Source organism: Streptomyces sp. NPDC029466 (assembly GCF_055574515.1).
Window position 1 is genome coordinate 14,031 of the sequence record NZ_JBVHZH010000033.1, and the last position, 13,064, is coordinate 27,094.

14 protein-coding genes and 1 pseudogene are annotated in these 13,064 nt (G+C 72.1%); 7 read left to right on the top strand and 8 right to left on the bottom strand.

Going from position 1 to position 13,064, the window contains the following annotated elements:
- The first annotated feature begins 59 nt into the window (after nt 1-59).
- Nucleotides 60-776 (top strand): response regulator transcription factor, encoded by a 717-nt coding sequence (locus ACZ4XD_RS23945; protein WP_468045171.1) that lies wholly within the window; start codon nt 60-62, stop codon nt 774-776.
- Complete coding sequence (locus ACZ4XD_RS23950) at nt 773-2,170, top strand: sensor histidine kinase (RefSeq protein WP_468045173.1); 1,398 nt, start codon at nt 773-775, stop codon at nt 2,168-2,170. Before ACZ4XD_RS23945 ends, ACZ4XD_RS23950 begins: the two co-directional genes overlap by 4 nt.
- A 126-nt stretch (nt 2,171-2,296) precedes the next feature.
- Here the strand turns inward: ACZ4XD_RS23950 and ACZ4XD_RS23955 are convergent, their stop codons facing one another.
- The 4 genes from ACZ4XD_RS23955 to ACZ4XD_RS23970 all read right to left on the bottom strand — a co-directional run bounded on the left by ACZ4XD_RS23955 (nt 2,297) and on the right by ACZ4XD_RS23970 (nt 6,473).
- Nucleotides 2,297-3,997: an acyl-CoA mutase large subunit family protein gene (locus tag ACZ4XD_RS23955; protein ID WP_468045175.1), complete on the bottom strand. Its 1,701-nt coding sequence runs from the start codon at nt 3,995-3,997 to the stop codon at nt 2,297-2,299.
- A 169-nt stretch (nt 3,998-4,166) separates the two neighbouring features.
- A complete protein-coding gene (locus tag ACZ4XD_RS23960; protein WP_468045177.1) occupies nt 4,167-4,499 on the bottom strand; it encodes a DUF3817 domain-containing protein in 333 nt (110 codons plus the stop codon).
- Nucleotides 4,500-4,558: 59 nt separating this feature from the next.
- Nucleotides 4,559-5,068: a MarR family winged helix-turn-helix transcriptional regulator gene (locus tag ACZ4XD_RS23965; protein ID WP_468045179.1), complete on the bottom strand. Its 510-nt coding sequence runs from the start codon at nt 5,066-5,068 to the stop codon at nt 4,559-4,561.
- 43 nt (nt 5,069-5,111) lie between these two features.
- On the bottom strand, nt 5,112-6,473 hold the full coding sequence (locus tag ACZ4XD_RS23970) for an MFS transporter (protein ID WP_468045181.1): 1,362 nt from the start codon (nt 6,471-6,473) through the stop codon (nt 5,112-5,114).
- Between the two features lie 80 nt (nt 6,474-6,553).
- Here ACZ4XD_RS23970 and ACZ4XD_RS23975 point away from each other — a divergent pair, with 80 nt between their 5' ends.
- Nucleotides 6,554-7,540: an ArsR/SmtB family transcription factor gene (locus tag ACZ4XD_RS23975; RefSeq protein WP_468045183.1), complete on the top strand. Its 987-nt coding sequence runs from the start codon at nt 6,554-6,556 to the stop codon at nt 7,538-7,540.
- A gap of 31 nt (nt 7,541-7,571) precedes the next feature.
- Here the strand turns inward: ACZ4XD_RS23975 and ACZ4XD_RS23980 are convergent, their stop codons facing one another.
- Nucleotides 7,572-7,883 (bottom strand): MTH1187 family thiamine-binding protein, encoded by a 312-nt coding sequence (locus tag ACZ4XD_RS23980; protein WP_468045185.1) that lies wholly within the window; start codon nt 7,881-7,883, stop codon nt 7,572-7,574.
- Entirely contained in the window at nt 7,880-8,230 is a 351-nt protein-coding gene (locus ACZ4XD_RS23985) for a DUF3817 domain-containing protein (RefSeq protein ID WP_386691561.1), read from the bottom strand. The genes ACZ4XD_RS23980 and ACZ4XD_RS23985 overlap by 4 nt, the downstream gene beginning before the upstream one ends.
- Before the next feature lie 318 nt (nt 8,231-8,548).
- Here ACZ4XD_RS23985 and ACZ4XD_RS23990 point away from each other — a divergent pair, with 318 nt between their 5' ends.
- From ACZ4XD_RS23990 to ACZ4XD_RS24005, 4 genes are all read left to right on the top strand, one after another.
- Nucleotides 8,549-9,187 (top strand): AIM24 family protein, encoded by a 639-nt coding sequence (locus tag ACZ4XD_RS23990; protein WP_042148845.1) that lies wholly within the window; start codon nt 8,549-8,551, stop codon nt 9,185-9,187.
- Nucleotides 9,187-9,837: an AIM24 family protein gene (locus ACZ4XD_RS23995; RefSeq protein WP_468045188.1), complete on the top strand. Its 651-nt coding sequence runs from the start codon at nt 9,187-9,189 to the stop codon at nt 9,835-9,837. The genes ACZ4XD_RS23990 and ACZ4XD_RS23995 overlap by 1 nt, the downstream gene beginning before the upstream one ends.
- Entirely contained in the window at nt 9,834-10,607 is a 774-nt protein-coding gene (locus ACZ4XD_RS24000) for an AIM24 family protein (protein WP_388185714.1), read from the top strand. Before ACZ4XD_RS23995 ends, ACZ4XD_RS24000 begins: the two co-directional genes overlap by 4 nt.
- A 119-nt stretch (nt 10,608-10,726) precedes the next feature.
- Nucleotides 10,727-11,203, top strand: coding sequence for a MarR family winged helix-turn-helix transcriptional regulator (locus ACZ4XD_RS24005; protein WP_042148837.1), 477 nt, complete (start codon nt 10,727-10,729; stop codon nt 11,201-11,203).
- A gap of 59 nt (nt 11,204-11,262) precedes the next feature.
- Here the strand turns inward: ACZ4XD_RS24005 and ACZ4XD_RS24010 are convergent, their stop codons facing one another.
- Both ACZ4XD_RS24010 and ACZ4XD_RS24015 read right to left on the bottom strand, forming a co-directional pair.
- Nucleotides 11,263-12,663: a sensor histidine kinase gene (locus ACZ4XD_RS24010; protein ID WP_468045276.1), complete on the bottom strand. Its 1,401-nt coding sequence runs from the start codon at nt 12,661-12,663 to the stop codon at nt 11,263-11,265.
- A gap of 4 nt (nt 12,664-12,667) precedes the next feature.
- Nucleotides 12,668-12,985: pseudogene (locus tag ACZ4XD_RS24015) on the bottom strand (winged helix-turn-helix domain-containing protein); the annotation flags it as partial.
- Nucleotides 12,986-13,064: the final 79 nt, after the last annotated feature.

Genomic DNA, 13,064 nt, shown 5'->3' on the forward strand with positions numbered 1-13,064 from the left:
GCCACGCTCGCGACGTGCCCTAAGAAGCTTCTAAGAGAGGTGTTTGGCAGCCTGTGTCCATGCCGCCCACGCCCGGGAACACCCCCGCCCCCAAGATCCTCGTCGTCGACGACGAACCCGAGGTGCGTGCCGCCGTCGAGGACGGCCTCGCCGTGGAGGGCTACGCGGTACGCGGCGCCGCCGACGGCCTGGCCGCCCTCTCGGAGGTCGCCGCCTGGCAGCCGGACGCCCTGGTCCTGGACGTGCTGATGCCCGTGCTGGACGGCCTGGCCGTCTGCCGCCGGCTGCGCGCGCTGGACGACCGCACCCCGATCCTGGTCCTGACCGCGCTGGACTCGGTCAGCGAACGGGTCGACGGGCTGGACGCCGGTGCCGACGACTATCTCGTCAAACCGTTCGCGCTGGACGAGCTGGTGGCCCGTATCCGGGCCCTGCTGCGCCGGGCGTCCACCACGGCGGTGGAGGACAGCCGGCTCACCTTCGGCGATCTGGTCGTCGACCCCGTGACCCGCTCCGGCCACCGGGCGGGCCGCCCCCTGGAGTTCAGCCGCACCGAGTGGGCGCTGCTGGAACTGCTGCTGCTGCACCCCGGGCAGGTGCTGCCGCGCGAGGTGATCCTGGAGCGCGTGTGGGGCCGCGACTTCGGCCCGGACTCCAACTCGCTGGCCGTGTACATCGGTTATCTGCGCCGCAAGCTGGAGGCGGGCGGCGAGTCACGGCTCGTCCACACCGTGCACGGGATCGGCTACCGCCTGGGCACCGCGGAGGGCACATGACCGGCACCCGCGGGCTGGGGGCCCGCTGGCGGCGGCGCCGTCCGCTGCGCGCCCGGCTGGCGCTGGCGGCCTCCACCGCGGTGGCGCTGGTGGCGGTCGGTGTCTGCGCCGCCGCGTTCACCGTCATCGACTACCAGATGACCCGTCAGCTGAAACTGACCCTGACCCAGACGGCCACCCAGATGATCCGGGACCGCCACGACTGGGGCCCGACGCCCAGTGACACCCTCTGCCGGTACCCGGCCTCGTCCTGCGTCCAGATCGTGCCGTCCGACCCCGCCAAGGACCCCCGCGAGCCGTATGTGCTGCCCGTCTCCGACGCCACCCGGCAGGTCGCCGAGGGCCGGAGCGCGGCGTTCTACGAGCGGCAGGAGGTGGCCGGCCGGCCGGTCCTGATGCTCACCACGCGCCTGGCGGACAAGGACGAGGCGGTGCAGGTCGCCCAGCGCTCCGACACCGTCGACCGGGGCGTGGAACAGGCCGCCTGGGCACTGGCCGCGGTCGGCGGCGCCGGTGTCCTGCTGGCCGCCGCACTGGGCTACTGGGTGTCCCGGACGGGCCTGGCCCCGGTCGCCCGGCTCACCGCCACCGCGGAGCGCATCGCCGCCACCCGCGACGCCCGCCACCGCATCGAGCTCCCCGCGGGACCACCCGCCAGGGAGGACGAGATCACCCGGCTCGCCACCAGCTTCAACACCATGCTCGGCGAACTGGAGCAGTCCGTCACCGCCCAGCGCCGGCTGGTCGCCGACGCCTCCCACGAGCTGCGCACCCCGCTGACCGCACTCCGCACCAACGCCGAACTCCTGGCCCGCGCCGACCGGTTGACCGACGCCCAGCGCGACCGCGCCTCGGCCGCTCTGGGCCGCCAGCTGCGCGAGGTCACCACACTCGTCAACGATCTGATCGAACTCGCCCGTGACGAGGAACCCCAGCCGCTGGTCGAGCAGGTACGCCCGGCCGCCCTCCTGGAGCACGCCGTGGGCGCGGCCCGGGAGCACTGGCCGGAGCTCACCTTCACCGCCGCCGTCGACCCGGCCGCGGCGGACACCACGGTCCCCGGAGTGCCGGCCCGCCTGGCCCGGCTGCTGTCCAACCTGCTCGACAACGCCGCGAAGTTCTCCCCGCCGGGCGGCCCGGTCGAGACCGCGCTCTCCGGCGTACCGGGCGCGCTGGAGCTGACCGTGCGCGACCACGGCCCCGGCATCGAGGCCGGCGATCTGCCCCATGTCTTCGACCGCTTCTACCGTGCGAAGGCGGCCCGCGCGCTGCCCGGCTCCGGGCTGGGCCTGGCGATGGCCCGCCAGATCGCCCGCGCCCACGGGGCCTACCTCACCGCCGAGCAGGCGCCGGGGGGCGGCGCGCTCTTCCGGCTGCGGATTCCGCTGCCGTAGCGCGGGCGGCGGGCGGCGGGGCCGGTGCGCCCGGTGCGCCCGGTGCGCCGCCGGGGCCCCGCGCACGGGGGCGGGGCGGCAGGTGAGTCACCCGCCGCCCCACCCCGTTCGCACACCGGCCGGGTCTCAGAACCCGGCGGGCTCGGTGTAGACGCCCCACTCGTCGCGCAGCGCGCCGCAGATCTCGCCGAGCGTCGCCTCGGCCCGTACGGCCTCCAGCATCGGCTCGATCATGTTGCTGCCGGCCCGTGCGGCGTCCAGCATCGTCTTGAGCGCGGCCCGCACCCGGGCGTCGTCCCGCGCCGCCTTACGGTCCGCGAGCACCCGCACCTGCTCCCGCTCGACCTCGTGGCTGACCCGCAGGATCTCCAGGTCGCCGGTGACCGAGCCGTGGTGGCAGTTGACGCCGACGACCTTCTTGTCGCCCTTCTCCAGCGCCTGCTGGTACCGGAAGGCGGACTCGGCGATCTCGCCGGTGAACCAGCCGTCCTCGATGCCGCGCAGGATGCCGGAGGTCATCGGGCCGATCGGGTGCTCACCGTTCGGCACCGCGCGCCGGCCGCGCTCCTTGATCTGGTCGAAGATCTTCTCGGCGTCCGCCTCGATCCGGTCGGTGAGCGACTCGATGAACCACGAACCGCCCAGCGGGTCCGCGACATTGGCGACGCCGGTCTCCTCCATCAGCACCTGCTGGGTGCGCAGCGCGATCTCCGCGGCCTGCTCACTGGGCAGCGCCAGAGTCTCGTCCAGGGCGTTGGTGTGCAGCGAGTTCGTGCCGCCGAGCACGGCCGCCAGGGCCTCGACGGCGGTGCGGACGACGTTGTTGTACGGCTGCTGGGCGGTCAGCGAGACACCGGCGGTCTGGGTGTGGAAGCGCAGCCACTGCGCCTTCTCGCTCGTGGCGCCGTACACATCGCGCATCCAGCGGGCCCAGATACGGCGCGCGGCGCGGAACTTGGCGATCTCCTCGAAGAAGTCCAGATGCGCGTCGAAGAAGAAGGACAGGCCGGGGGCGAAGGTGTTGACGTCCAGCCCGCGGGAGAGGCCCAGCTCCACATAGCCGAAGCCGTCGGCGAGGGTGTACGCCAGCTCCTGCGCGGCCGTCGCGCCCGCCTCGCGGATGTGGTACCCGGAGACCGAGAGCGGCTTGTACGCGGGGATGCCGCGGGCGCAGTGCTCCATCAGGTCGCCGATCAGCCGCAGATGGGGCTCGGGCTGGAAGAGCCACTCCTTCTGCGCGATGTACTCCTTGAAGATGTCCGTCTGGAGCGTGCCGTTCAGGACACCCGGGTCGATCCCCTGGCGTTCGGCGGCCACCAGATACATGCAGAAGACCGGGACGGCGGGACCGCTGATCGTCATGGAGGTCGTGACATCACCGAGCGGGATGTCCCGGAACAGCACCTCCATGTCGGCGGCCGAGTCGATGGCGACCCCGCAGTGCCCGACCTCGCCCAGCGAGCGCGGGTCGTCGGAGTCGCGGCCCATGAGGGTCGGCATGTCGAAGGCGACGGAGAGGCCGCCGCCACCCGCCTTGAGGATCATCTTGTAGCGCTCGTTGGTCTGCTCGGCGTTGCCGAACCCCGCGAACTGGCGGATCGTCCACGTCCGGCCCCGGTAGCCGGTCGGATACAGCCCGCGCGTGAAGGGGAACTCGCCCGGCCACCCGATCCGCTCGAACCCCTCGACCGAGTCCCCGGGCCGGGGCCCGTACGCCGGCTCGACAGGATCACCCGAAAGCGTGCTGAAGTCCGCATCCCGCTTACGGGCGGAGTCGTACCGGGCCTGCCAGCGGCGGCGGCCCTCATCGATCGCGTCAGCGTCCATACCCCTGAATTTACTAGGACGTCCTAGTACTTGTCGACGGGAGAGGCTCATGAGTCGCCCTGTGCGTGGCGATGCTCACTGTCCGTAAGGGCGTGGCGCATGCAAAAGCGCCCGCCCCTCAGAGGGACAGGCGCGTTCCGCAGGTTTCCAGGGGTGGCCGGGGCGGCCGTCAGGCGTTCGCCGGCTCCGGAGCGTCACCGGCGATCAGCGGCTCGACCTCCCGCACCACCTGGCGCTCCACGAAGAACGCCGCGGTGGGGATGGTGCCCGAGACCAGCACCCACAGCAGCTTGCCGAACTTCCACTTCGCCTTGGAGCCCAGGTCGAAGGCGAAGACCAGGTAGATGATGTAGAGCACGCCGTGGATCTGGGAGACGACCAGGGTGAGGTCCTTGCCCATCCCGAAGCCGTACTTGAAAACCATGCAGGTACAGAGCACCAGCAGCATCACCGCGGTGACGTAGGCCATCGCCCGGTAGCGGGTCAGGACGCTTCGCTTCATGCCCCGAGGGTAACCAGCCGTTCCGGGGCGATCTTCGCCGCCCCCCTCCGGACGCCGCCCTATTCGTCCTTGAAGTCCGCCGCCGCCACCCGCAGCGGCCGCAGCAGCGCGAAGATCTCCGCGCACTCCTCGTCGTCATAGGCGCCGAGCCCGAAGTCCATCGCCATCAGGTCACGGGTCGCCGCGTCACACACCTCGCGGCCCTTCTCCGTGATGGTGGCGAGCGTGCCCCGCCCGTCGTTCGGGTTCGGCCGCTTGGCGACCAGCCCGGACTTCACCAGCCGGTCGACGGTGTTGGTCACCGAGGTGGGGTGCACCATCAGCCGCTCGCCGATCTTCGACATCGGCAGCTCGCCCGCCTTGGAGAAGGTCAGCAGCACCAGCGCCTCATACCGGGCGAAGGTCAGCCCGTACGGTTTGACCACCGCGTCCACCTCGGCCAGCAGGATCTGATGGGCGCGCATGATCGAGGTGATCGCGGCCATCGAGGGCACAGCGCCCCATCGCTGCTGCCACAGTTCATCGGCGCGCGCGATGGGGTCGAAAGCAAGGCTGAGCGGCTTCGGCACGCGTCCGACCCTACCGGGCGGCCATATGGTGGTCAGCCGCGTCTCATTTTTCGGTCCGGGTCACCGGTCCGGCCGGTCCGCGCACCGGCCCGCGGGACGCCCGGCCCGGCCCTGGCGCCGTACGCCGCACCTCGAAGATCACCGCCAGTACGCAGACCGCCCCCAGCACCCCCGCGGCCGGCATCACCACCCGCAGTGGCGCGTACTCCGCGGCGACCCCGGCCAGCCCCATCGCCAGGCCCATCACCGTCATCCGCCCCGCCTGCATCACCGTCATCGCCCGGCCCAGCAGGGCGTCGGGGACCGCGGCGACGAACCAGCGGTCGACCCCGAAGTTGTACGTGATCCCGGTGCCGGTCAGCACGAGCAGCAGCAGCGCCCAGCCGAGGGAGGGCTGTGCGGCGAAGCCGAGCGAGGGCAGCACGGCGAAGACCCCCATGGGGAAGGTCAGCCGGGTGCGGGCCCGCGGCCCGAGGAACGTGCCCACCAGGCTCTCGGCGAGCACCGCACCGATGGGCATGCCGCACATCAGCAGCCCCATACCGGCCGGGCCGGTACCGAGCAGGCCGGCGTAGGGCACCAGCAGCGCCTCGGGGATCACGACGAACGCCGGCGGCAGCCAGGTGAGCAGCAGCAGGGCCCGCACCCGGCGGTCGGTCAGCAGCCATCGGGCCCCGCCCAGCGAGGCCGCCAGCAGTGCCCCGCGCGCCGCGCCCCCGGCCCCGTCCCGCGCCGGGCGCGCCAGGGTCCCCAGCCGCAGCAGCAGCGCCGACCCCAGGAACGCACCGGCGGTGAGCGCGAGCACCGCCGCCGGGGACACCACCGTGAGCAGCAGGCCCCCCGCGGCGAACCCGGCGAGCTGCGCGCTCTGGTTCACGATGCGGATCACCGAGCGCCCCATGACGAACAGCTCCCCCTCGCCGAGGATCTCCCCCAGGGTCGCGGCCCGGGTCCCGGCGAAGACCGGCGCGATGGCCGCGAGCACACAGCGCAGCACCAGCAGCACCGCGACCGGGGTGCCCGGCGCCACCATGCCCGCCGCCGCCAGCGCGCACAGCAGATCGCAGCCGACCAGCACCCGCCGGGCCGGATACCGGTCGGCGACCGCCGACAGCAGCGTCCCGCCGACCACGTACGGCAGCAGCCCCAGCGCGAAGGTCAGGGCGCTGAGCAGCGGCGACGCGGTGAGCCTGAAGACGAGCACGGACAGCGCGATCTCGCACACGACCACGCCGAGCGAGGACAGCAGATGCGCGGCGAAGACGTACCGGAACTCGGCGACGGCGAAGACGGCGCGATAGCCGTCCGGGCGGGCCGCACCGGTGTACGGCCCGGCGTCGGCGGCGCCCTCATCAGGGCAGGCGGGAAGGCGGCCCGACGGCGCGGGCCCGGAAGGCGAGGGCATGTCCGCAGCCTGCCGGAGCCCGGTGCCGCGCCGTATTCTTTCGGCTCCAGCCGAATCCTGCGTGGGGGGAGCGTGCGGCCGTGCCGGTGAACCTGCATTTCGGCGCCGATGACCTGCTCCGCATCCGGTTCGCCATCTCCCCGCTGTGCGAGACCCATGAGGCCGTACGGACCCTGCGCCGCGCCGACCGGCACGGCTATCACACGCCGTGGCTGCGCCGGATGCGCGAGACGCTGGCCGGGCTGGACCTGACGCCGCTGTGGCTCTTCATGCCGTCGATCCCCCCGGGCTACACCCCCGACTTCCTGGGCAGCCCGCCGGACACCCCGGTGGCCTGCTTCGACGAGGAGCTGGCGCGGCTGCGCGCCACCGACCCGGCGCTGGCCCGCGCCGAGATGGCCAAGTCGCTGGCGAGCCGGCCGGCGGCCGCGGAGTCGGCGCGCGGGCGGGCGGCGCTGGCCGATCCGGCCCGGGCCGTCCAGGAGCTGGCCGATGTCACCGAACGGGCCTGGCGGGCGCTGCTCGCACCGGACTGGCCGCGGCTGCGGGCCCTGCTGGAGGCCGAGATCGCCTACCGGTCGCGGGAGTTGGCGGGCGGCGGCCTCCAGCGGCTGTTCGCCGATCTGCATCCGCGGCTGTCCTGGTCGGGCGGCACCCTGACGGTGCGCACCCGCACCGACTTCACCCTGATACAGGATCTGGACGGCCGCGGGGTGCTGCTGCTGCCCAGCGTCTTCGTGTGGCCGGACGTGGTCAGCGGTTTCGATCCGCCGTGGCAGCCCACCGTGATCTACCCGGCGCGCGGGATCGGCGGGCTGTGGACCGAACCGGAGACGGGCCCGGCGCTGGCCCGGCTGCTGGGGGCGAACCGCGCGGCCGTGCTGGCCGCGCTCGACACCCCGTCGACCACGACGGCCCTGGCCCACCGCCTCGGCCTGGCGCCGTCCTCCGTCTCGGGGCATCTGTCCGTGCTGCGCGACGCCGGTCTGCTGGTCTCGCGCCGGCACGGACATCAGGTGCGCTACGAGCGCACCCCGCTGGGGATCACCCTGGCGGCGGGCGGCTGACGCCCCGTCGGGGCGCCGGGGGCCGGGCCGCTCAGGCCCGGGGAGTGCCGCCCTCGGTGAGATACCGCTCCACGGTCTCGACCTTCGAGCTCAGTCCGTCGGTGACACCGGGCCGGATGTCGGCCTTCAGCACCAGCGAGACCCGCCCGGAGCGGGCCTCGACGGCCGCGACCGCACGCTTGACGACGTCCATGACCTCGTCCCATTCCCCCTCGATGGAGGTGAACATGGCGTCCGTACGATTCGGCAGCCCGGACTCCCGGACGACCCGCACCGCGTCGGCGACATACTCACCGACGTCCTCGCCGACGCCCAGCGGGCTGACGGAGAAGGCGACGATCATGCGTTCACGACCCCTTCCTTACGGGCCCGGGCCGCGATCACTCCGGCCTCCTCCTCGCGCTTGAGGATCCGGTCCCCGAAGAGGCCGCCGAACGGCAGGATCGCCAGCACGAAGAAGAAGGCGACGCGCTTGACCGGCCACTTGGTGCGGTTCCACACGTCCAGCAGCAGCACCACGTAGGTGATGAAGAGCAGGCCGTGGATCATGCCGAGCGGCATCACCAGCGAGTCGTAGTCGAAGGCCAGACGGAAACCGGTGCCGAAGATCAGCAGCGCCGGGAAGGAGATGGCCTCGGGAATGGAGGCCAGGCGCAGTCGGTGCAGGGCGGCGGCGGTCTTGATGTCCACGGGAACCTCGTTCGGGTGGCAGATGGGTGGTCGGGCGACGGGCGGGCGGTCGGCGCGCAGCGCCGTCTTCTGGGGGCGGAGGTCGGGTGACGGGCGGGCGGTCGGCGCGCAGCGCCGTCTTCTGGGGGCGGAGGTCGGGCGACGGGCGGGCGCTTGTGCAAGAGTTCACAAACTTCGCCCCATTGTTACAGCCGCCTCGGCGATCACCGCGCCGGGGGGAGGCAGGGGCCGACAGACCGGTGCGCGCCACGAGATTCAGGGCGATATCAGGGACAAAGGACCTGCCCCTCGCGGCCCCGGCCGACTACGGTCTGATCCGTGGCTCAGTTTCGGCTCCAGGGGAGCAAGGTGCTCGCCGTCGACATGACCGGCGACGCCGTCAAGGCGAAAAACGGTGCGATGGTCGCGTACGACGGCCAGATGGCGTTCAAGAAGATGTCCGGCGGCGGCGAGGGCCTGCGCGGCATGGTCACCCGGCGGCTCACGGGTGAGCAGATGGACGTGATGGAGGTGAAGGGCCACGGCACCTGCTACTTCGCCGATCGCGCGAGCGAGATCAACCTGGTGCGGTTGCAGGGCGAGAAGCTGTTCGTGGAGGCGAGCAATCTGCTGTGCACGGACGCCGCGCTCCGTACGGGCACGACCTTCACCGGCCTGCGCGGCGCCTCGCAGGGCAACGGCCTGTTCACCACCACCGTCGAGGGCAGCGGCCAGGCGGCGATCACCTCCGACGGCCCCGCGGTGGTGCTGCGGGTCACCAAGCAATACCCGCTCCAGGTCGACCCGGGCGCCTATGTCGCCCACACCGGCGACCTCAAGCAGCACTTCCAGTCCGGCGTGAATTTCCGCACCTTCATCGGCGAGGGCTCCGGCGAGGCCTTCCAGATCCGCTTCGAGGGCGAGGGCCTGGTGTACGTCCAGCCCAGCGAGCGCAACACCGTGGGCGGTGAGGTCTGATGCCGTTCACGATGCTCAACTCCCGCATGGTGGAGGCCAGGATCGGTCCGGGGCAGCGGATGTTCAGCCAGCGTGGCGCGATGCTCGCCTACCGCGGTGAGGTCTCCTTCACCCCGAACCTCCAGGGCGGCCAGGGCGGTATCGGCTCGATGATCGGCCGCCGGATCGCCGGCGAGGCCACCCCCCTGATGACCGTCGAGGGCACCGGAACGGTCATGTTCGGCCACGGCGGCCACCACGTCCACGTCGTCGACCTGACGGGCGAGACGCTCTACGTCGAGGCCGACCGGCTGCTGGCCTTCGACGGCGGGCTCCAGCAGGGCACGATGTTCATGGGCTCGCAGGGCGGGGTGATGGGCATGGTGCGCGGCCAGGTCACCGGCCAGGGCCTGTTCACCACGACCCTTCAGGGCGTCGGCTCGGCCGCGGTGATGGCCCACGGCGGGGTGATCGAACTCCCGATCACGCCCCAGCGCCCGGTCCATGTCGACCCGCAGGCCTATGTCGCCCACCGCGGCGACGTCCGCAACAAACTGTCCACCGCGCTCGGCTGGCGCGACATGGTCGGCCGCGGCTCGGGCGAGGCCTTCCAGCTGGAGCTGTCGGGCCAGGGCACCGTCTACGTACAGGCGTCGGAGGAAAAGCTGTGACCGGTCCCGTCGTCCACGACGTCCATTCGCTCCCCGCCGACGACAACGTCCATGCGTACGCCTTCAGCGTCGAACTGGACGGCCAGTGGTTCCTCCAGAAGGGGAAGATGATCGCCTACTACGGGCAGATCGACTTCCACGGCATCGGACACGGCCGGCTGGACCGCCTCGTCGCCGGAAGTTTTCATTCGCCACTGCACGCCGCGGACTGGGTCGTCGCCGAGGGCCGGGGAAAGATGCTGCTCGCGGACCGTGCCTTCGATGTGAATTCCTTCGACCTGGAGGACGGCAACCTGACGATTCGCTCGGGCAACTTGCTCGCATTTCAGCCATCTCTGTCGCTGAAGCAGTCGATCATCCCGGGCTTTCTCACCCTCATCGGCACGGGCAAGTTCGTGGCCGCGTCCAACGGCCCGGTGGTCTTCATGGAGCCGCCGATCCGGGTCGACCCGCAGGCGCTCGTCGGCTGGGCGGACTGCCCCTCCCCGTGCCACCACTACGACCACCAGTACCTGCAAGGATTCCTGGGCGGGCTGCGGGCGCACACCGGTATCGGCGGGGCGTCCGGCGAGGAGCACCAATTCGAGTTCGTCGGGGCCGGCACGGTCCTGCTCCAGTCGACGGAGCAGCTGATGCCGGAGCTGGCGACCGGTGCGGTTCCCACCGAAGCGGGCGTTCCGGGCGGGGGCGGACACGTCCCGCAAAGTGGCTCACAACTGCCCCAGCTCCCCGGCAACCTCGGCAGCCTCCAGCGCCGCTTCGGGCTGTGAGCGGTACTCTGCGGACGGTGACCTCGAACGTCTGACCAACACCCGGCCCCCGGCCGGGCGAGGCGCCACCCCCGGCATGATTAATTCGATATTCAACTTTTACGGGTAGAATTCACTCCATGACGACCGACAGCGACACCCCCTGGCTGACCGACCAGGAGCAGTGTGCCTGGCGCACCCACCTCGATGTCAGCAGGCTGCTGATGCACCAACTCGAGCGCGATCTGCAACCGTTCGGCCTGACGAACAACGACTACGAGATCCTGGTCAACCTCTCCGAGGCCGAGGACCGACGCCTCCGGATGAGCGACCTGGCAGCCAGCACCCTCCAGTCCAAGAGCCGTCTCTCCCACCAGATCACCCGGATGGAGAACGCCGGGCTGGTGCGCCGTGAGAGTTGCGAGTCGGACCGCCGTGGCCTCTACGCCGTCCTCACCGACGAGGGCTGGGACACCATGCGGCGGGTCGCCCCGCACCATGTCGCCTCGGTCCGCAAGCACTTCATCGACCTCTTCACGTCCGAGGACCTCCAGGCGCTGCGCAGCTCGCTCACTCCGGTGGCCGAACACCTGCGCAAGGAGCGCGGCGGCCTCTGACCGGCCGGCCTCGGCCCCCTGACCGGGCCGGGGCCGCGCCGCCGGGGCCGCACCGGGCTTCAGGCCACCGGCAGCCGCAGCTCGAACACCGAGCCCGTACGCACCGCCAGCGAACCCCCGTGCCGCACCGCGACATCCCGCGCGATGGCCAGCCCCAGCCCGGCCCCGCCGTCGTCCCGGGCCCGTGCGTCATCGAGCCGGACGAACCGCTCGAAGATCCGCTCCCGCTCACTCTCCGGCACCCCGGGGCCGTCGTCCTCGACCCGCAGCACCGCCCACTCCCCCTCGCGCACCACGGCCACCCGCACCGACGCGACGGCATGCCGCTGCGCGTTGTCCAGCAGATTCCCCAGCACCCGGCCCAACTGGCCACGGGATCCGGCCACTTCCGCGCTCGCCAGCTCCCCGGTCCGCACCGGCACCCGGTCCGCGACCCGCTGCGAACTCTCCTCACGCACCATCGCCGCCAGATCGACCCGGGCCCCGCCCGGCCGCTCCCCCGCGTCCAGCCGGGCCAGCAGCAGCAGATCCGCCGCCAGCCGCTGGAGCCGCACGGTGTCCTCCACCGCGCCCGGCACATCCAGCAACTCCGGGTGGGCCACCCCCACTTCCAGCTGCGTGCGCAGGCTCGCGATCGGGCTGCGCAGCTCGTGCGAGGCGTCCGCGACGAACCGCCGCTGGCGCTCCACGGCCGACTCCAGCGCCGCCAGCGTCTCGTTGGTCGTCCGGGCCAGCCGGCCGATCTCGTCCTTCGACGACGGCACCGGCACCCGCCGGCTCAGATCCGTACTCGCCGTGATCGCGGCCATCTCCCCGCGGATCCCCTCCACCGGGCGCAGCGCCCGCCGGGTCACCAGCCAGGTCACCCCGGCCACCACCACGAGCAGCAGCGGCAGCCCGAGCAGCATGGCGTCCCGCACCGACCCGACGGCGTCCTGCTCCGGCGCCAGCGCCGCCCCCGCGCGCACCGTCGCCTGCTCACCACGGGTGTCCTTCGCCTCGACCACCGCGAACCGGTAGTCGGCCACCGTCCCGTCGACATCCGCGGTCCCGTCCCGGTACTCGACGTCGTCATCGACCTCACCCGGCTTCAGCGCACGGTCGTCGTCCTCGCCGTCCTCGTCCTCCTCCGCCGGCGGCGCGACGCTCCCCGCCCCCTGCCCGGCGCCCACCCGCTTCCCGTCGACGGCCCGCACGTCCTCACCGACCGCCCGCACCCGGCCGTCCTCCCCGGCGACCACCACCGGATGCTCATCGCCGTCCGGCAGATCCAGCTGGTCGTACGGCGTCCCCGTCGCGATCTTCGCGGCCACCTCACGCGCCGCGACCTCCGCCTCCAGCCCCGCCTGGTTGTGGAGATTGCCGCGCAGCACCAGCAGCACCGCCGTGCCCGCCGCGATCAGCGCCAGGGCCACCACCACGGTCGCCCCGGCAGCCGCCCTGGCTCGTACCGAGCCCAGCACGCTACCCACCGGCCACCAGCCGGTAGCCCGCGCCGCGCACCGTCACGATGTGGCCCGCGCCGAGCTTGCGCCGCAGGGCACTCACGTACACCTCGATGATGTTGACATCGCCCTCATAGGCGAAGTCCCAGACGTGCTCCAGGATCTCCGCCTTGGAGACCACCTCGCCCGCCCGCACCGCCAGCTGCTCCAGCACGGCGAACTCCTTCGTCGTCAGCGTCACCTCGGCGCCGTCCCGCTCGACCCGACGGGCCCCCTGGTCGATGGCCAGCGCCCCCACCCGCAGCACCGGCGGGGCGGTCCGGCCGCGCCGCCGCAAAAACGGCCTCACCCATTCCCCCCACCCCCCCCCCGAAGACAGGTTTGTTAGGTCGTTGTTCGGTACGGTTTCCCGACCC